Genomic DNA, 18812 nt, shown 5'->3' with positions numbered 1-18812 from the left:
AGATCATTCAATTCCCCCTGTCTGTCATAATATGGCACCTAGATGGCCTAAACCGCTCATATTGCCCTGGAGCCGCACGTGGGAGCTTTGTTTCCTCTCGCGCGTGAGTCCGTCTCACGGACAACGCTGCCCGGAAGCGTGCGCGCGCCCGGCGCAGCGCGCACCTTCGTCCGTACAGCACTTACGGGACGGAGCGCCGCGGAGGCGTTCGAGCCGGTCGCCCTCGACGAGCGGTCGATCGACGACGCGGTGCTGCTGGTGAGCGAGCTGGTCACCAACGCGGTGCTGCACGCGGGCACCCGGGTCGAGGTGGTCTGCCGGCTCCAGCCCGGTGACGCCACCGCCGACGAGGGCGACACCATGGGGCAGCCCGCCGAGACGCCCTCCCCGGCCGACCCGCCGAGACGGCCGGGGATCGTCGTGGAGGTGGCGGACCTCCACCCCGCCAGCACCGTCTACGGAGGGCCCGAGACCCAGCGCCGGGGCCGCGGCCGCGGGCTCCAACTGATCGGGGCGCTCGCCGAATCCTGGGGCGTGACCTATCACCGCACCCGTAAGGCGGTCTGGTTCCGGCTGGACGCCGAGCGTGCGGTGCCCGAGTCCGACGCCGTCCCCACCAAAGCGCTCGGGCGTGAGCTGCGGTTCGCCGAGACCCTCGCCCCCGTGACGCCGCGCGAGCAGCGCGATCCGACCGCCGATTGGGTCGACCGCGGCGGGCCGTCCTTCCTCGCCGAGGCCAGCGAACTGCTCACCGGCCAGCTCGACGAGAACATGGTCGCCGCCCTCGCCGGGCAGCTTCTGGTGCCCCGGCTGGCCGACTGGTGCGCGGTCTGGCTGACCACCCCGAGCGGCGGGCTGCAGCTCGCCCGCGTCTGGCACAGCGATGAGCACCGTATCGGCGCGCTCCGCCTGTCGCTGGAGCGGCATCCGCCGCCCACCGGGCTCGGTTCGGCGGGCACCTCCTGGCCCTGGCCCGGGATCGCGGACAGCCAGGGCGGATCGGCAGTGTGCTTCCCGCTGATCGCACACGGCCGCAGCCATGGCGCCCTGCTCATCGGCCGGGCGGGCGTGCCACGGATGGCGGAGGGCGTGGTGCGGCTCTCGGAGGACGTGGCGCGGCGGGTGGCCCAGGCGGTGGCCACGGCCCGGCAGTACACCCGGCAGGCGACGATCAGCCGGGCACTGCAGCGCCGGCAGCTACCCATGTCGCTCGCCCACATTCCGGGGGTGGACTCGGCGATCGTCTACGAGCCGCACGGCGAGGGACAGACCGTCGGCGGCGACTTCTACGACCTGTTCCCCATGGGCGACCGCCGCTGGTGCTTCCTGCTGGGCGACGTCCAGGGCAGCGATCCGGAGGCGATGTCGGTCACGGGGCTGGCCCGCCATCTGGTCCGGCTGCTGGCCCGCGAGGGCCATGGTGTCGAGTCGGTGCTCAACCGGCTGAACCAGGCGCTGGTGGAGGAGGACGCGGAGGCGGCGGAGATCGACGGCGAACAGTCCCGGCCACGCTTCCTGAGCCTGCTGTACGGGGAGCTGGAGCCCGACCCGGAAGGGGGCAGCGCCCGCTGCACCCTGGCGAGCGCCGGCCATCCGCTGCCGCTGCGGCTGACCACCGACGGTACGGTGGCGCCCGCCGCCGGCCCCCAGATGCTGCTCGGCATCGACGAGAACCCGGACTTCCACGCCGACACGCTGGACCTGGCGCCCGGCGAGACGCTGCTGTGCGTCACCGACGGGGTGACCGAGCGGCGCAACGGCGTCCGTCAGCTCGATGACGACGACGGCCTCTCGGACATCCTGCGGGACTGCGTCGGGCTGGGGGCCAAGGCGGTCGCGGAGCGGGTGCGGCGCGCCACGTATGACTTCAGCCCCGAGCCGATCGACGATGACCTCGCGGTGCTGGTGCTGGAGGCGGTACCGACGGTGGAGCCGCCGCGGACGCCGTGACGGCGCGGGCACTTTGGGCGGCGCGGGCGGCCCCACCGGGAAGCGGCGCTCTCTAGTCCGTCAGCCCCGCCAGGTCGCGCAGCCGACGGGCCTGGGCGGCGCGCTCGGCGACGCGCTGGTCCTCGTAGGTGCGGTCCACGGCCCCCCGCAGCAGCGCCTTGGTCTCGATCACGGCGTCACGGGGCGCGGCGAGAAGGGCCGCCGCCAGGTCCTGGACCGCGCCGTCGAGCTCGGCGGCGGGCACCACGAGATTGGCGAGCCCGGTCCGCACGGCCTCCTCGGCATGGACAAAGCGCCCGGTCGCGCAGATCTCCAGCGCCCGGGCATACCCCACGAGCCCGACCAGCGGATGGGTGCCGGTGAGGTCCGGCACCAGCCCGAGGCTGGTCTCGCGCATGGCGAACTGTGCGTCCTCCGCGCAGACCCGCAGATCACAGGCGAGCGCGAGCTGGAAACCGGCCCCGATGGCATGGCCCTGGACGGCGGCGATCGACACGATGTCGTTCCGCCGCCACCAGGTGAACGCCTCCTGGTACTCGGCGATGGCGGCGTCCAGTTCGCTGTCGGAGCCGCGCCCCAGCTCGAGGAACGACGGCTCGCCGTCGAACCCCTCGGGCGTGAACGCCTGACGGTCCAGGCCCGCCGAGAAGGACTTGCCCTCGGCGCGCAGCACCACGATGCGCACGGTGCCCGGCACCAGCTTCCCCGCCTCGGCCAGCGCCCGCCACAAGGCGGGCGACTGGGCGTTGCGCTTCGCCGGGTTGGTCAGGGTCACCGTGGCGACCGTGTCATCGACGGTGAGCTGAACGCCGTCCTTGTCGAGCAGGGTCACAGGGGCCTCCGGTCGAGTGCGGTCAGTACAAGTGACTGCACAGTAACCACCCGGCCGAACCGACGATCAGCCGGGTGGCACCCCTGTCCATACCTGCCGATGATGACGGAGCACAGCTCGTGCGATCAGGCCGTGGCGGCCTTCTTGCCTCGCGTCGCGCCGCCGCGTCCCCGTAGGGAGACTCCGGATTCACTGAGCATCCGGTGAACGAATCCATAGGAACGGCCGGTCTCCTCGGCCAGCGCCCGGATGCTCGCCCCGGAGTCGTACTTCTTCTTCAGGTCTGCCGCGAGCTTTTCGCGCGCGGCGCCGGTCACCCGGCTGCCCTTCTTCAGAGTCTCGGCCACCCGTGCCTCCTCATGGGAAGTGCGCTCTGGACTCTCATGATCACCCCTACAGAGCTTCCTGGCCACCCATTCGGCAAGGTCTGTGGATGAAGGATTGCGGGAGATCGCGGCGCGACGGCCTTCGGAATCAAGGATTCCGGCGCTGTTCAACCTGACACTCTTTCGTGTTCATCGGCGAAGAGGCAGGTCAGGGCATACGTGAGCAAGGTCGCAGAGGTCCGGACCGGCGCACGGCACGTCGCGTGCGCCGGTGGCCCGCGACGCGCCGCGATACCAGCCGCTCTCACTCAGATGATGGATCACGCCTAGGCCGAATGATCTATGAGAAGGGCGTCGGAGCGGAGGAACCGGACTCTTGGGGCGGCGGCCGGAACGCAGCCCCGGCGCCGCCATCGGCCCTCGTCAGGCGAGCGCGACGAGGTCCGCGTACGCCTCGCCCCACAGATCCTCGACACCGTCCGGAAGCAGAATGATCCGCTCCGGCTGCAGCGCGTTGACGGCGCCCTCGTCGTGGGTCACCAGCACCACCGCACCGGCGAAGGTGCGCAGCGCGCCGAGGATCTCCTCACGGCTGGCCAGGTCGAGGTTGTTGGTGGGCTCGTCCAGGAGCAGCACATTGGCCGAGGAGACCACCAGGGTGGCCAGCGCGAGCCGGGTCTTCTCACCGCCGGAGAGCACTCCGGCCGGCTTGTCCACGTCGTCGCCGGAGAACAGGAACGACCCGAGCGTCTTACGGATGTCGACCAGGTCCAGATCCGGGGCGGCGGAGCGCATGTTCTCCAGGACGGTGCGGTCCGGGTCGAGCGTCTCGTGCTCCTGCGCGTAGTAGCCCAGCTTCAGCCCGTGGCCGGGGATCACCTCGCCGGTGTCCGGCTTCTCGACCCCGGCCAGCAGCCGCAGCAGGGTCGTCTTACCGGCGCCGTTCAGCCCCAGGATGACGACCCGGGATCCCTTGTCGACGGCCAGGTCCACGTCGGTGAAGATCTCCAGGGAGCCGTACGACTTCGACAGCCCCTCCGCGGTCAGCGGGGTCTTGCCGCACGGGGCCGGATCGGGGAAGCGGAGCTTGGCGACCTTGTCGCTCTGCCGGACTTCGTCCAGACCGGCCAGCAGCCGCTCGGCGCGGCGGGCCATGTTCTGCGCGGCCACGGTCTTGGTCGCCTTGGCGCGCATCTTGTCGGCCTGCGAGTTGAGCGCCGCGGCCTTCTTCTCGGCGTTGGCGCGCTCGCGCTTGCGGCGCTTCTCATCCGCCTCGCGCTGGGCCTGGTAGAGCTTCCAGCCCATGTTGTAGATGTCGATCACCGAGCGGTTGGCGTCCAGGTAGAAGACCTTGTTGACGACCGTCTCGACGAGGTCGGCATCGTGGGAGATCACGATGAAGCCGCCGCTGTAGGTCTTGAGGTAGTCCCGCAGCCAGGTGATCGAGTCGGCGTCGAGGTGGTTGGTGGGCTCGTCCAGCAGCATGATGTCGGAGTCCGAGAAGAGGATCCGGGCCAGCTCGACCCGGCGCCGCTGACCGCCGGAGAGCGTATGGAGCGGCTGGCCGAGCACCCGGTCGGGCAGGCCGAGGCTGGCGGCGAAGGTCGCGGCCTCCGCCTCGGCGGCGTATCCGCCCTTGGTGAGGAACTCGGTCTCCAGGCGCTCGTACTTCTTCATCGCGCGCTCGCGGGTGGCGCCCTTGCCGTTGGCCATCCGGTCCTCGTTCTCGCGCATCTTGCGGAGCACGGAGTCGAGGTCGCGGGCCGAGAGGATGCGGTCGCGGGCGAGGACGTCGAGATCGCCGGTGCGCGGGTCCTGCGGGAGGTAGCCGACCTGACCGGAGCGGGTGATGGTGCCGGCGGTCGGGATGCCCTCACCGGCCAGGCACTTGGTGAGCGTGGTCTTGCCCGCGCCGTTACGGCCGACCAGGCCGATGCGATCGCCCTTGGCGATACGGAAGGAAGCGGACTCGATGAGGACGCGAGCGCCGGCACGCAGCTCGACGCCGGAGGCGGTGATCACGGGAATTACTCCTGGGCAGGGTGGACGGCGGACGGGACGGACGAGAGCGGCCGACGCCGTCTAATGCACGAGGAGAATTGCCATGCGGCTAGTTTAGCGGTGCGGGCAAGTCGTTTTCCCCCGGCCCTTACGGCCCTCGCCGCGACCTTACGGCCTTCCCCCATGGTTTCCCGCGGCGGCCGCTCTCCTCTCCCCCGCGGCCGCTCCCCCTCGGGCCCGGCCCGTGTGAACCTGTCAAGCCCCGCCCGTGTGCACCTGGAAGGCCGCCCGGCGCACCGCCTTGGCCAGGGCCGGATCGGGGTGGGCGGCGGCCAGCGCCACCAGGACCTGCACGGTGCGGGGGTGCCCCACGGCCCGTACCTCCTCCAGCAGCGCGGGCACGGTGCCCTGGACGGCGGACTCCAGGTGGCGGACGAGCAGCGGGCTCTCCCCGTGGTCGGAGATGGCCGCGGCGGTGTCCACCCACAGCCAGGTGGCCTCCTCGCGGGTGAGCGCGTCCAGCGCCTCGTCCGGGTCGGCCCCCTCGTGCTCGGCCAGCCACAGAAGCGCGTACGGCCGCAGGCACGATTCGTCGACGACGGCCCGTACGGCGGGCTCGGCGGGCGCTCCGACGACGCGCAGCGCCTCGAAGGCGAGCCCGCGCAGCAGCGCGTCGTCGCCGCGCGCCGCCTCGATCAGCTCGGTGACGGCGCTGCCGACGGGGCGGGCGGCCAGCCAGGCCCGGTACTCGGCGCGGGCGGGGCCCGGGGTGAGGCCCGCACAGCCGCGCAGCATGTCGGCGGCGGGCTGCTCGATGTTCCCGGCCGGGCTCTGGGCGGCGACGCAGATCTGCTCCAGCTTGACCCACACCGCCCAATTGCCGAGCGCGGACAGCTCGGCCTCCCGGCTGTCGCCCTTGGCGTCGTCGGCCGCCCTCCCGGCGCTCTCCGGCCCCGCCGCCCCGTCTTGGGGCTCCTCCCGTACGGTGAGCGCCCCGACGGACGAGAGAGCGTCCAGGACCCAGTCGAGCAGCCCCTCCAGCGTGGCGGTGTCCTCGGCGTCGTCGGGGCTCCCCGCACTCCCGGCGCCCCGCGCGGGCTCCTGCGGCTCCGTGGCGTCCCGGAGCTCTGTGGCGTCCCGGAGCTCCGTGGCGTCCTGGGGGACCTCGCACCGCTCGGTGCGCAGCTCGGCGACCCGCTGCCGGAGCATGTCCAGCAGGGCGGAGATCTGCATGGGGCCGGCCGAGAGCTGCAGCAGCGAGAGCAGTTGCGGTACGGCCTCGACGACCTCCGCGACCGCCGTCGGCTCGGCCGCCGCCGGGGCGGGGCAGGCCAGGGACCACGCGTCGAGGAGCGCGACCCAGCCGCGCAGCACGGCGCTGTCGTCCCGGTCCCACGCCTGCAGCCGCCAGCCGGGGCGGGTGGTACCCGCGTGGTGCTCGATGAGGCCGATGAGGCGGGCGCGGTCCCAGTCGCTCCGCACCTCCGGTTCGCTCAGCCCGAGCGCGGCGGCGGCGCGGGCGGCGGCCTCGTCGGACAGCGCGCCGGGAGCGCCGTGCTCGGCCGCGGCCCAGTGGGCGACCGCCACGGCCCCGGTGAGCCCCGCCCTGGCCCGCCGGGCCAGCTCCGCCGGGGGCGGAGTGCCCTCCGGCGGGCGGGGCGCCGGTCTTGAGCCGCGGTTCACCGCGGGCCGGCGGGCGGTGGCCATCGGCCGGTTGCGGACGAGTCGGAGCCGGGAGTCGCGCGGAGTACGGGACGTCACGGAAGCAGTCTCGCCGTTGACGGCCCGAAAGCCCAATCGGCACCCGTCCGGCGGTCGCCGCGAACGGTTCGCGCCATCTTACGGACGCTCGCGCCACCGCCCCGCGAACGCTTCCCGCGCCGTCTCGCACGCGCTTCCGCGATCGCCTTACGGGCGCTACAGGAGCGGTATCAGAAAGCGCCGCAGAGCCTCCTCGTACCCCTTGGGGTCCGCGTTCCACATGGCCGCGTGCGGGGCCCGCCGCACCGTGTGAAGGGTGACCAGGTCGCGTCTGCGGTCGGCGAATTCGCGCGAGGCGTGCCAGGGCGCGAGGGTGTCGTCGGGGCCGTGGGCGACGAGCGTGGGCACGGACAACCGCTCGGGATCGGCCACCTCCGGAAGCACGCTGTCGTGGAGCCCGGTGCGCCCCTCGGCGGCCCGCAGGGCGAGTGGGAGCAGCGGAGCGGGGACGCCGCGGGCCGCGGCGAGGGCGCGCAGGGTGGCCTGCCAGTCGAGCACCGGGGAGTCCAGGACGAGGCCGAGGACGCGGTGGCGCAGCGCGGAGTTCGCGGCGGCGTGGAGGGCCATCGAGGCGCCGATGGACCAGCCGTGCAGCACGATCCCGGTGGCCCCGTACGCCACCGCGTAGCGGAGGGCCGCGTCCAGGTCGCGCCATTCGGTGTCGCCGAGGTGGGATATGCCGTCCTTGGGCCGGGGGGCGCCGGGGTCCCCGCGGTAGGCGAGGTCGAGCACCGGCACCCGCAGCTGCCGCAGGAAGGGCATGACGACCATAGGGTGCTCACGGGTGGTGCCGAGGCCATGGGTGGTGATCACCCATGTGGAGCGTTCGCCGGGGATGAACCAGGCGGGCAGCGGGCCGAGTTCGCCGGGCACGTCGACGTCGGCGTGGTCGATGCCGAGCGCGTCCCGCGGATTGCCGATGTACACCTGGGGGGTCAGCCGCACCCGGGTGCCGGGGGTGAGGTCGCCGTGGGTGACCCGCTCCAGGCGGCGCACCACGCAGTCGGCGGGGTGCGGGGCGTCCTCGATGACGGGGCCGACGACGGCGTGGCAGGAGCGGCCGGTAAGGCCGTAGACGCCGGGGCGCAGCGAGGCGAGCGAGCGGGTCAGGGTGATCTGGCCGGCCGCGGTCGCGTGCACGGTGAGCGGGGGCTCGTTCGGCAGCGGACGGTCGGGGGCCGGTTTCAGCGCAGCGTCGGTGGCGTACCGTCCGGCCGCCACCGCGGCCACGCCGGCACTCAGCAAGGTGGTGGCGGCCGCGACCGCCGTTGTCCACAGGCGCATCCCTCCCAGTGTGGGCGGGGAGGCGGCCCCCGGCCAGCGGGCGCGCCCGGCCGGGTGACCGTCCGGCCGGGGCCCGGGCGCGTGCGGTGCGGGGCCGGGCGGGTGCGGTGCGGGCCCGGGCGGGTGCCCGGCGGGCTCAGCTCGGCTGGCCGTAGCCGCTGAGCTTGTCCGCGGCGCGCCGCAGCTCGTCCGGCGGGATCAGGGAGGGGGTGCGGCCGGGGACGGAGACCGCGGTGAGCCAGACCCGGCACATCCATTCGAGCTGGGCGGTGCGGTCGTACGCCTGGTCCAGGGTGGCGCCGTGGACGACGGTGCCGTGGTTGCGCAGCAGGCAGCCGCTGCGGCCGCGCAGCGCCTCGATCATGGCGTCGGCCAGTTCGTCCGTTCCGTAGAGCGCGTAGGCCGCGACGCGGACCGGTCCGCCGAGGGCCGCGGTCATGTAGTGGATCGCGGGGAGCTCGTCGACGAGCGTGGAGACGGCCGTGGCGTGGACGGCGTGGGTATGGACCACGGCCTCGGCGTCGGTCTCCCGGTAGACGGCCAGGTGCATGGGCAGCTCACTGGTCGGCTCGAGCGTGCCGAGGAGCTGCTGTCCGTCGAGGTCGACGGCGACGGCGTCCCGTGGGCCGAGCCGGTCGTAAGGGACGCCGCTCGGGGTCACCAGGACGGTGTCGCCGACCCGGGCCGAGACATTGCCCGAGGTGCCGACGACCAGGCCGTCGGCGGTGGTTCTGCGGGCCGTTCTCACCACCTGCGTCCATGCCTGCCGCAGGGGATGGGTCAGCCGCGGCTGCGGCTGCCGCGTGGATCGCGACTGGGTCACCTGCCCTCACCTCCGAGGCCCGATCCTCCCAGGCGTCCGGCGGCCGGGCGATGGCGGGACCGGAAGGGGCGCGCCGCTTGTCTACGACCGCGCCTCGTGGGCAGCCGCCCCTGTGAGGGTGAACGAGGGTGAACGGCGGGCGGCCGCGGGGCCGGTCCCGGGGCCTCCGCCGGCAGTCCTCGATCGGGACTCAACTCCCGTACGACATGGGAAAGTAGGCTTGAATTCATCAGGCTTTAGCACTCCCGCAACCACGTCACCCTGATGCCCCACTCAGTTCATCTTCCGTTCACCCTGTTTCCTTACGTTCACCGTGCCACTAACGACCTTCGAACTGATTGACCGGGTGTATGGAACACATCACGCTTCTCATCGGGATCGTGATCGTCACGGCCTTGGTGTTCGACTTCACGAACGGCTTCCACGACACGGCTAACGCCATGGCCACCACCATCTCCACGGGAGCACTCGGTCCCAGGGTGGCGGTGGCGATGTCGGCCGTCCTCAATCTCGTCGGCGCGTTCCTGTCCGTGGAGGTGGCCAAGACCATCTCCGGCGGGATCATCGACGAGGACTCCGGTATCCGACCAGAAGTGATCTTCGCGGGGCTGGTCGGGGCGATCCTGTGGAATCTGGTGACCTGGCTCGCCGGGCTCCCCTCCAGCTCCTCGCACGCCCTGTTCGGCGGCCTGATCGGCGCCACCGTGGTCTCCGTCGGCCTGGACGGGGTCAACGGCGACGCGATCGTCATGAAGGTCCTGATCCCCGCCGTCGCCGCGCCGGTCGTGGCCGGCATCGCCACGGTGGCCGCCACCCGGCTCACCTACCGGCTCGGCCGCGGCCGCTCTTCGGAGGACACCGCGAAGGGCTACCGCGCGGGGCAGATCGCCTCGGCCGCCCTGGTCTCCCTGGCCCACGGCACCAACGACGCCCAGAAGACGATGGGCGTGATCACCCTGGCGCTGGTCACCGGGGGCGTGGTGGCACCCGACTCCGACCCGCCGCTGTGGGTCATCGTCTCGGCGGGCCTGGCCATCGCGCTCGGCACCTACCTGGGCGGCTGGCGCATCATCCGCACCATGGGCAAGGGCATCACCGACATCCAGCCGCCGCAGGGCTTCGCCGCCCAGACCGGCGCCGCGACCGTCATCCTGGCCTCCTCCCACATCGGCTTCGCGCTGTCCACCACCCAGGTCTGCTCCGGCGCCGTCATGGGTGCGGGTGTCGGCCGTAAGGGCGCGGTGGTGCGCTGGTCGACCGCCGGCCGCATGGTGCTCGCCTGGGTGCTGACCCTCCCGGCCGCGGGCCTGGTGGCGGGCGGCGCCGCGCTGCTGGCCGACCAGGGGAACGCGGGGGTCACGGCGGTGGCCGTGCTCGCCGTCCTGGCCTGCGGGGCGATCTGGGCGCTGTCGCGCCGCAAGCCCGTGGACCACACCAACGTCAACGAGGTCGGCGCACACGAGCCGGTGGGCGTCGTCACGGCCGCCCTGCGGTCCGTGGCCCCACCGCCCGCGGGTGCGAAGCCTTCCGCCCCCGAGAGCGCGGCGGAGACCGCCCCCGAGGGCGGCATCGCCGAGCACACGCCCGACCAGACCCCCACCCCCGCCGCCGCGAGCAGCACCTCCCGCTAAGGAGCCACGGAACATGAGCATCGACTGGGCGGCACTCGGCCAGGTCTTCGGCGTCAGCCTCGTGGTGACGGTCGGCATGGTGGGCGTCTTCACCCTGGGCATCCTCGGGACGTCCCGTAAGGCGGCGCCGGAGCAGGGCGGCGCGGCCGCCGTGTCCGGTGGCACGGTCGGCGCCTCCGCGCTCGCGCGCACCGGGGCGTACACCTGCTTCGCGCTGTGCGCCGCGGCCGTGGCGTACGGCATCTATCTGATCGTCGCCTGAGGCTCGCGTCCTCATCGACCCACCGGCCGCCGGATGGTGGCGCTGACCAGCGCCGACCGTCCGGCGGCCGCCTCGTGTGCGGCCGCGCCTGTGGGGCTCGGCACACTCGGGCGTCATGGGTCATATGCGAGTTGACGGCCATTCGCGGCCCATGGTGGACTTCCCGAGCCAAACGGCGGCAGGAGAGGAAGCCGGTGAGAATCCGGCGCGGTCCCGCCACTGTCACCGGGGAGCACTCTCCCATCGCCTGTATGGGGTCACGGCTCGACCGTACGGTTGCTTTCGTACGCGGGGCTGGAAGACCGGGAGGGGCGCGGATCCGGGAGCCAGGAGACTTTCACCGCCGGTGACGTCGAACCAGGGCGCGGACCCTGAGTGAGGACATACCGCCATGCCCGGCACTGCCACGCCGCCAGCCTCCTCTGTCCCCACTGGCTCTTCCGGCCTCTTCAGCCCACCCGGCCCCTTTGGTTACATGTCGTCGCGCCGAGGCGTGACGGCGGCCTGACGGATGCGTGCCGATCACGCCTCGTTCGCGTGCGGCGCGGCCCTCGGCTTCCTCGGTGATCTCGCCACGGGCGATCCGCGCCGCGGCCATCCGGTCGCCGCGTTCGGGCGCGCCGCCGCGGCCGCCGAGCGCCGGCTGTGGCGTGACCACCGCGGTTACGGGGCCCTGCACACCGCGTTGTGCGCGGGCGGCGCGGCCGCTGGTGCCGCGCTGCTGACCCGCGCCGTACGGGCCCTCGGCGGGCGCGGTGGCGCGGAGGTCGCGCTGACCGCCGCCGCCACCTGGGCCGTGCTGGGCGGTACGACGCTGGGCCGTGAGGCACGGGCCGTCGGCGGCGCCCTGGCCGCGGGGGACCTGGAGGTCGCCCGGGAGCGGCTGCCGCATCTGTGCGGGCGCGATCCGCAGGCGCTGGACGGGCCGCAGATCGCCCGCGCGGTCGTCGAATCGGTCGCCGAGAACACCTCCGACGCCGTCGTGGGCGCGCTGGTGTGGGGGGCCGTGGGCGGCGTGCCGGGGCTCATCGGCTTCCGCGCCGTCAACACCCTGGACGCCATGGTGGGCCACAAGTCGCCGCGCTACCGGCGGTTCGGCTGGGCGGCGGCCCGTCTGGACGATGTGGTCGGCTGGCCCGGTGCGCGCCTTACGGCGGCCCTGGCGACACTCGCGGGCCCCGATCCGCGCGGTGCGCGGCGCGCCTGGCGGCGCGACGGCCGGCACCATCCGAGCCCCAACGCGGGCCCCGTGGAAGCGTCGTTCGCGGGCGCGCTCGGCGTACGGCTGGGCGGCACCCTCACGTACGGCGGCCGGGTCGAGCACCGGCCGGTGCTCAACTCCGGCGGGCGGCCGGTGGAGTCGGCCGACATCGAGCGGGCGATACGGCTGTCGCGGCGCGTCGGCGTCCTGGCGCTCGGGGTGTCCGTGGCGGCCCGGCCGGTCCTGAGGGCGTTGACGGGGCGGCTCCGGGCCGCTGGAAGGGGCGGCGGATGAGCGGGATACGCGGTACGGGCGGCACGGACGGTTCCGGGGCGCGGGGCGGGGGGCTGCTCGTCGCGGGCACGACCTCCGACGCGGGCAAGAGCGTGGTGACGGCCGGGATCTGCCGGTGGCTCGCCCGTAAGGGCGTCAGCGTGGCTCCCTTCAAGGCGCAGAACATGTCGCTCAACTCCTTCGTCACCCGGGAGGGGGCGGAGATCGGGCGGGCGCAGGCCATGCAGGCCGCCGCCGCGCGCGTCGAGCCGAGCGCGCTGATGAACCCGGTCCTGCTGAAGCCGGGCAGCGACCGCAGCAGCCAAGTGGTGCTGCTGGGCAAGCCGGTGGGCGAGCTGAGCGCGCGCGGGTACTTCGGGCGGTCGGGGCCCGCGGCGCACCCGCCGTCGGGCGCGGCCTCCCCCGGGCGGACGCGGCCCTCGGGGCGGGAGGCTCTGCTGGGGACCGTCACGGAGTGCCTGGAGGAGCTGCGGCGCACCCATGACGCGGTGATCTGCGAGGGCGCGGGCAGTCCGGCCGAGATCAATCTGCGCCGCACCGACATCGTCAACATGGGGCTGGCGCGCGCCGCCGGGCTTCCGGTCGTGGTAGTCGGGGACATCGACCGCGGTGGCGTCTTCGCGTCCTTCTTCGGCACCACCGCGCTGCTGTCGGCGGCGGACCAACGGCATGTGGCCGCCTATCTGGTGAACAAGTTCCGCGGCGATGTGAGCCTTCTGGAGCCCGGTCTGGAGATGCTGCGCGACCTCACCGGGCGCCCGACCGTCGGTGTGCTCCCGTTCGCCCACGGGCTGGGGATCGACGAGGAGGACGGGCTGCGGGTGTCGCTGCGCGGCACCGTGCGGGAGAGCGTCGTGGCGCCCCCTCACGGCGCGGACGTCCTGCGGATCGCGGTGGCCGCCGTGCCGCTGATGTCCAACTTCACGGACGTGGACGCGCTGGCGGCCGAACCAGGCGTGGTCGTGCGGTTCGTGGACCGGCCCGAGGAGCTGGCCGACGCCGATCTGGTGGTGCTGCCGGGCACCCGGGGCACCGTAAGGGCGCTGGAGTGGCTGCGTGAGCGCGGGCTCGCCGACGCGATCGCCCGGCGGGCCGCCGAGGGCCGTCCGGTGCTGGGCGTCTGCGGCGGCTTCCAGGTGCTCGGGGAGCGCATCGAGGACGAGGTCGAGTCGAAGGCCGGGACGGTCGCCGGGCTCGGGCTGCTGCCGGTGCGGGTGCGGTTCGCGGCGGAGAAGACCCTGGCCCGGCCGGTGGGCGAGGCCCTCGGTGAGCGGGTGGAGGGCTACGAGATCCACCACGGGGTCGCCGAGCTGCTCGACGGGGCCGAGGAGCCCTTCCTGGACGGCTGCCGGGTGGGCTCGGTGTGGGGCACCCACTGGCACGGCTCGCTGGAGAGCGACGGCTTCCGGCGGGCGTTCCTGCGCCGGGTGGCCGCCGCGGCGGGCCGGGCGTTCGTACCGGCGCCGGACACCCGCTTCGGCGAGCTGCGCGAGGAGCAACTCGACCGGCTCGGCGACCTGATCGAGGAGCACGCCGACACCGACGCACTGCTGCGGCTCATCGAGAAGGGCGTCCCGGAGGGGCTGCCGTTCGTCCCTCCTGGGGCGCCAGGGGGGACGTCGTGATGAACCCCGACACCCACACCGGCACCGGACCGGGACGCCCACGCACACCAGGAGGTACCGCCGCGTGACCACCACCTACCCCTTCAGCGCGATCGTCGGCATGGACGGTCTGCGGCTCGCCCTGCTCCTCAACGCCGTCTCACCCGCCGTGGGCGGCGTTCTGGTGCGCGGGGAGAAGGGCACGGCCAAGAGCACCGCCGTAAGAGCGATCGCGGCGCTGCTGCCCGCGGTCGACGTGGTGGCCGGGTGCCGGTTCTCCTGCGATCCGGCCGCGCCCGACCCATCCTGCCCGGACGGCCCTCATGAGCCGGACACCGGCGAGGCGCGCTCCGCGCGGATGGTCGAACTGCCCGTGGGCGCCTCCGAGGACCGCCTGGTCGGCGCCCTCGACATCGAGCGGGCGCTGTCGGACGGGGTGAAGGCGTTCGAGCCCGGACTGCTCGCGGACGCCCACCGCGGGGTGCTCTACGTCGACGAGGTCAACCTGCTCCACGACCATCTGATCGACCTGCTGCTCGACGCGGCCGCCATGGGCGCCTCCTACGTGGAGCGCGAGGGGGTGTCCGTACGGCATGCGGCGCGCTTCCTGCTGGTGGGCACCATGAACCCGGAAGAGGGCGAGCTGCGGCCGCAGTTGCTGGACCGCTTCGGTCTCACAGTGGAGGTCGCGGCGTCCCGGGACACCGATGAGCGGGTCGAGGTGGTGCGGCGGCGGCTGGCGTACGACAAGGACCCCGAGGGGTTCGCGGCGCGCTGGGCTGCGGACGAGGCCGCCCTGCGGGAGCGCATCGCGGCGGCGCGCGCCCTGCTGCCGCGGGTGGCACTGGGCGATCGCGCGCTGCGGCAGATCGCGGCGGTGTGCGCCGGGTTCGAGGTGGACGGGATGCGCGCGGACATCGTGACGGCCCGTACGGCGACCGCGCTGGCCGCCTGGGCGGACCGCACCGACGTGCGGACCGAGGACGTACGGGGGGCGGCGCTGCTGTCGCTCCCCCACCGCCGGCGGCGGGCTCCGTTCGACGCGCCGGGGCTCGACGAGGACAAACTCGACGAGATCCTGCGGCAGTTCGAGGAGGACGAGCCGGAGCCGGAGCCGGACCCGGAGGGCCCCGACAGCCCGGACGACGGGCCGGACGGCCCGGGCGGCCCCGAGAACCCCGGCGGCGGGCCCCAGGAGGGCGCGGGCGACGGGGCAGGGGAGCAGGCGCCGCCCGCCGCGCCCGAGCCGTCCGTCCCCGACCAGCGCACGGATGAGCACGAGACGGCCGACCGCGAGACCGACTCCGCCCGGGCCGATGGCGACGACGGGGCGGGGGAAGCGGACGAAGGTACCGGCGGAGCCGGCGGTGAGCGGGCGGCCGTGGGCGCCGCCGAGCCGTTCCGCACCCGGCGGCTCGACGTCCCCGGTCTGGGCGAGGGCGCGGCCGGGCGTCGGTCGCGCGCCCGCAGCGCGCACGGCCGCACCACCGGGTCGCGCCGCCCACGGGGGACGCTCTCCGCGCTGCATCTGGCGGCGACCGTCCGGGCGGCCGCCCCGCATCAGCGGGCGCGCGGGCGGCGCGGTCCCGGGCTCCTCGTGCGCCGGGACGATCTGCGCGAGGCGGTACGCGAGGGCCGCGAGGGCAATCTCGTGCTGTTCGTGGTGGACGCGTCGGGCTCGATGGCCGCGCGGACGCGGATGAGCGCGATCAAGGGCGCGGTGCTGTCACTGCTGCTGGACGCCTACCAGCGGCGGGACAAGGTCGGGCTGATCACCTTCCGGGGCGCGGACGCCGAGCTGGCGCTGCCGCCCACCTCGTCGGTGGACGCGGCGGCCGTGCGGCTGGAGCGGCTGCCGACCGGCGGCCGTACGCCGCTGGCGGCCGGGCTGCTGAAGGCCCGGGAGGTGCTGCGGCTGGAGCGGCTGCGGGATCCCTCACGCCGTCCGCTGCTGGTCGTGGTGACCGACGGACGGGCCACGGAGGCAAAGCGGGCCGGCGGGCCCACGCCGGTCGAGCGGGCCGGACGCGCGGCGCGGATGCTCGCGGGCGACAGGGTCGCCTCGGTGGTCGTGGACTGCGAGTCGGGGCCGGTGCGGCTGGGGCTGGCGGGCGCCCTCGCCCGCGAACTGCGGGCCACGCCGGTGACGCTCGACGAGCTGCGCGCGGACAGCGTGACAGCGCTGGTGCGCGATGTACGAACCGTATCGAACCCTCGGAGGGCCGCCTGATGCCGCAAGGACAACCGACCGTCGTCCCGGACGACGGGCTGACCACCCGCCAGCGCCGCAACCGTCCGCTCGTGTTCGTCCACACCGGTCAGGGCAAGGGCAAGTCGACCGCGGCGTTCGGGCTGGCGCTGCGGGCATGGAACCAAAACTGGCCGGTCGGTGTATTCCAGTTTGTAAAGTCCGCGAAATGGCGGGTCGGTGAGGAGCGTGCGCTGCGCGTCCTCGGCGACTCGGGCGAAGGGGGGACCGTCGCATGGCACAAGATGGGCGAGGGCTGGTCGTGGGTCCAGCGCGACATGGCTTCCAGCGAGGAGGCCGCACGCGAGGGCTGGGAGCAGGTCAAGCGCGATCTCGCGGCGGAGACATACCGGCTCTATGTGCTGGACGAATTCGCGTATCCGATGCACTGGGGCTGGGTGGACCCCGACGAGGTGGTGTCGGTGCTGCGGGACCGGCCCGGGACGCAGCACGTCGTCATCACGGGGCGTAACGCACCGGCGCAGCTGGTGGACTTCGCCGACCTGGTCACCGACATGTCCAAGGTCAAGCATCCGATGGACAGCGGTCAGAAGGGCCAGCGAGGCATCGAGTGGTGAGTGTCCCGCGTCTGGTGATCGCGGCGCCCGCCTCCGGCAGCGGGAAGACGACGGTCACCGCGGGGCTCATGGCCGCCTTCGCGGAGCGCGGTCTGGACGTGTCCCCGCACAAGGTCGGCCCGGACTACATCGACCCTGGCTATCACGCGCTCGCGATCTCCTCGGCCGCCTCCTCGGCCGGGCGGTCCCGGGCCGGGGGCGCGCGCCCGGGCCGGAATCTGGACGCCTATCTGTGCGGCCCACAGCGGATCGCCCCGCTGTTCCTGCATGGGGCGGCGGGCTGCGATCTGGCCCTGGTCGAAGGGGTGATGGGGCTGTTCGACGGGGCGGCCGGGCAGGGCGAGCTGGCCTCGACGGCGCATGTGGCCAAGCTGCTGCGGGCGCCGGTGGTGCTGGTCGTGGACGCGTCGTCGCAGTCGCGGTCGGTGGCCGCGCTGGTGCATGGCTTCGCGTCCTGGGACCCCGAGGTGCGGGTCGCGGGGGTGATCCTCAACAAGGTCGGTTCGGACCGTCACGAGGCGATGCTGCGCGAGGCGCTGGAGGGGTGCGGAGTGCCGGTGTTCGGCGCGCTGCGCCGGACGCGGGAGGTGCGGGCACCGAGCCGCCACCTGGGTCTGGTGCCGGTGGCCGAGCGCCAGGCGGAGGCGGTCGATTCGGCGGCCGCGCTGGCCGCCCGGGTGCGGGAGGGCTGCGATCTCGACGGGCTGTTGGCGCTTGCGCGCAGCGCACCGCCCCTGTCCGAGCCGGTCTGGGATCCGGAGGAGGAGATGCGCCGGGCGGTGGAGGCCGTCCCCGGTGCCGGGGGCCGGGGAGGGCGCGCGACCCGGCCGGTGGTCGCCGTGGCCGGCGGGGCCGCGTTCACCTTCTCGTACGCGGAGCACACCGAGCTGCTCACGGCGGCCGGGGCGCGGGTCGTCCCCTTCGATCCGCTGCGGGACGAGCACCTCCCGGAAGGCACCGGCGGTCTGGTGATCGGCGGCGGGTTCCCGGAGGTCTACGCCCCCGAGCTGTCCGCGAACGAGCCGCTTCGGGCAGCCGTCGCAAAGCTCGCCGCGTCCGGCGCGCCCATCGCCGCCGAATGTGCCGGACTGCTGTATCTGGCGCACTCGCTGGACGGGGAGCCGATGTGCGGGGTGCTGGCCGCCGAGGCACGGATGTCGGAACGTCTGACGCTGGGCTACCGTGAGGCCGTGGCCATCTCCGACACCGCACTCGCCGCCGCGGGGACGCGGGTGCGCGGCCATGAGTTCCACCGCACGACCATCGTGCCCGGAGCGGGGGCGGAGCCCGCCTGGGGGCTCGTCCACCCGGAGCGTCGTACCGAAGGGTTCGCACAGGGAAATGTGCATGCCTCCTATCTGCATGTGCACTGGGCCTCGGTCCCAGGGGCGGCGGCCCGGTTCGCCGACAGATGTGTGTCCCCTGCCGATTGAGCCGAGGCGGTGAGCTGACGTGGAGGTCATCGGCCGGGACACGGCGTGTCCCCTGCCCGGGGCACCGCTTGTCGTCGGGGTCGGGGCCAGCCGGGGTGTGTCCGTCGGCGAGGTGATCGGGCTGGTCGAGACGACCCTGGCGGAGGCGGGCCTTTCACCGCGCGGCGTGGCCGAGTTGGCGACCGTGGAGGCCAAGGCCGGGGAGGCCGGACTGCTGACGGCGGCCGAGCGGCTGGGGGTGCCCCTGTGCGGATACCCGGCGGCGGCGCTGGCCGCGGTGGAGGTGCCGAACCCGTCCGCGGCACCGCTCGCGGCCGTGGGCACGGCCGGGGTCGCCGAGGCGGCCGCGCTGCTGGCCGCCGGACCTGGCGGCGAACTCCTGGTCGCCAAGCGGAAGTCCGCGCCGCACGGCCGCCCCGGGATGGCCACCTGCGCCGTCGCTCGCCGTCCGGCGGCGGTCAAATCCGGGCAGGGCGGGCAGCGAAGACCTGCCGTCGACCGTCCCGACGCAGGTCAGTAACGTCTCGGGGCGGAACAGCCCGCCGCCCCCTGCTGACCGTGACACCCGCACCACCTGCACCAAG

The 18812-nt window shown here is 73.7% G+C and carries 15 protein-coding genes and 1 riboswitch; of the genes, 9 read left to right on the top strand and 6 right to left on the bottom strand.

Annotated elements, in window-relative coordinates; genetic code table 11:
• Positions 1 to 78: 78 nt before the first annotated feature.
• Positions 79 to 1950 (top strand): SpoIIE family protein phosphatase, encoded by a 1872-nt coding sequence (locus J5X86_RS25710; RefSeq protein WP_208519082.1) that lies wholly within the window; start codon positions 79 to 81, stop codon positions 1948 to 1950.
• A 52-nt stretch (positions 1951 to 2002) separates the two neighbouring features.
• On the opposite strand, the gene J5X86_RS25705 is transcribed toward J5X86_RS25710, so the two are convergent.
• The 6 genes from J5X86_RS25705 to J5X86_RS25680 form a co-directional block, all read right to left on the bottom strand.
• Entirely contained in the window at positions 2003 to 2782 is a 780-nt protein-coding gene (locus tag J5X86_RS25705; protein ID WP_014059783.1) for an enoyl-CoA hydratase/isomerase family protein, read from the bottom strand.
• Positions 2783 to 2907: 125 nt separating this feature from the next.
• Complete coding sequence (locus J5X86_RS25700; RefSeq protein ID WP_014059784.1) at positions 2908 to 3129, bottom strand: helix-turn-helix domain-containing protein; 222 nt, start codon at positions 3127 to 3129, stop codon at positions 2908 to 2910.
• 402 nt (positions 3130 to 3531) lie between these two features.
• Entirely contained in the window at positions 3532 to 5130 is a 1599-nt protein-coding gene (locus J5X86_RS25695; RefSeq protein WP_208519081.1) for an ABC-F family ATP-binding cassette domain-containing protein, read from the bottom strand.
• 234 nt (positions 5131 to 5364) lie between these two features.
• Complete coding sequence (locus tag J5X86_RS25690; protein WP_374229292.1) at positions 5365 to 6870, bottom strand: hypothetical protein; 1506 nt, start codon at positions 6868 to 6870, stop codon at positions 5365 to 5367.
• Between the two features lie 156 nt (positions 6871 to 7026).
• The gene (locus J5X86_RS25685) at positions 7027 to 8154 is read right to left on the bottom strand and encodes an alpha/beta hydrolase (RefSeq protein WP_208519080.1); all 1128 of its coding nucleotides are present in this window, start codon (positions 8152 to 8154) and stop codon (positions 7027 to 7029) included.
• Between the two features lie 136 nt (positions 8155 to 8290).
• Positions 8291 to 8977 (bottom strand): class II aldolase/adducin family protein, encoded by a 687-nt coding sequence (locus tag J5X86_RS25680; RefSeq protein WP_208519079.1) that lies wholly within the window; start codon positions 8975 to 8977, stop codon positions 8291 to 8293.
• 350 nt (positions 8978 to 9327) lie between these two features.
• Here J5X86_RS25680 and J5X86_RS25675 point away from each other — a divergent pair, with 350 nt between their 5' ends.
• The 8 genes from J5X86_RS25675 (at position 9328) to J5X86_RS25640 (ending at position 18748) form a co-directional block, all read left to right on the top strand.
• Complete coding sequence (locus tag J5X86_RS25675; protein WP_208519078.1) at positions 9328 to 10608, top strand: inorganic phosphate transporter; 1281 nt, start codon at positions 9328 to 9330, stop codon at positions 10606 to 10608.
• Between the two features lie 13 nt (positions 10609 to 10621).
• Positions 10622 to 10870 (top strand): hypothetical protein, encoded by a 249-nt coding sequence (locus J5X86_RS25670; RefSeq protein ID WP_078640746.1) that lies wholly within the window; start codon positions 10622 to 10624, stop codon positions 10868 to 10870.
• 183 nt (positions 10871 to 11053) lie between these two features.
• A riboswitch (cobalamin riboswitch) is annotated at positions 11054 to 11207 on the top strand.
• A gap of 174 nt (positions 11208 to 11381) precedes the next feature.
• The gene (locus J5X86_RS25665; RefSeq protein ID WP_208519077.1) at positions 11382 to 12365 is read left to right on the top strand and encodes a cobalamin biosynthesis protein; all 984 of its coding nucleotides are present in this window, start codon (positions 11382 to 11384) and stop codon (positions 12363 to 12365) included.
• Positions 12362 to 13990, top strand: coding sequence for a cobyric acid synthase (locus J5X86_RS25660; RefSeq protein ID WP_208519076.1), 1629 nt, complete (start codon positions 12362 to 12364; stop codon positions 13988 to 13990). Before J5X86_RS25665 ends, J5X86_RS25660 begins: the two co-directional genes overlap by 4 nt.
• Positions 13991 to 14054: 64 nt before the next feature.
• A complete protein-coding gene (locus J5X86_RS25655; RefSeq protein ID WP_208519075.1) occupies positions 14055 to 16199 on the top strand; it encodes a putative cobaltochelatase in 2145 nt (714 codons plus the stop codon).
• Positions 16199 to 16795, top strand: a complete 597-nt coding sequence (gene cobO, locus J5X86_RS25650) for a cob(I)yrinic acid a,c-diamide adenosyltransferase (protein WP_208519074.1) — start codon at positions 16199 to 16201, stop codon at positions 16793 to 16795. Before J5X86_RS25655 ends, cobO begins: the two co-directional genes overlap by 1 nt.
• Positions 16789 to 18228: a cobyrinate a,c-diamide synthase gene (locus J5X86_RS25645; RefSeq protein ID WP_208519073.1), complete on the top strand. Its 1440-nt coding sequence runs from the start codon at positions 16789 to 16791 to the stop codon at positions 18226 to 18228. The genes cobO and J5X86_RS25645 overlap by 7 nt, the downstream gene beginning before the upstream one ends.
• 19 nt (positions 18229 to 18247) lie before the next feature.
• Entirely contained in the window at positions 18248 to 18748 is a 501-nt protein-coding gene (locus J5X86_RS25640; protein ID WP_208519072.1) for a cobalamin biosynthesis protein, read from the top strand.
• Positions 18749 to 18812: the final 64 nt, after the last annotated feature.

This window comes from Streptomyces sp. NEAU-YJ-81, from assembly GCF_017592595.1.
GTDB lineage: Bacteria > Actinomycetota > Actinomycetes > Streptomycetales > Streptomycetaceae > Streptomyces > Streptomyces hygroscopicus_B.
The sequence above is the reverse complement of the archived record's forward strand: the minus strand, read 5'-3'. Positions and strand labels throughout refer to the sequence as shown.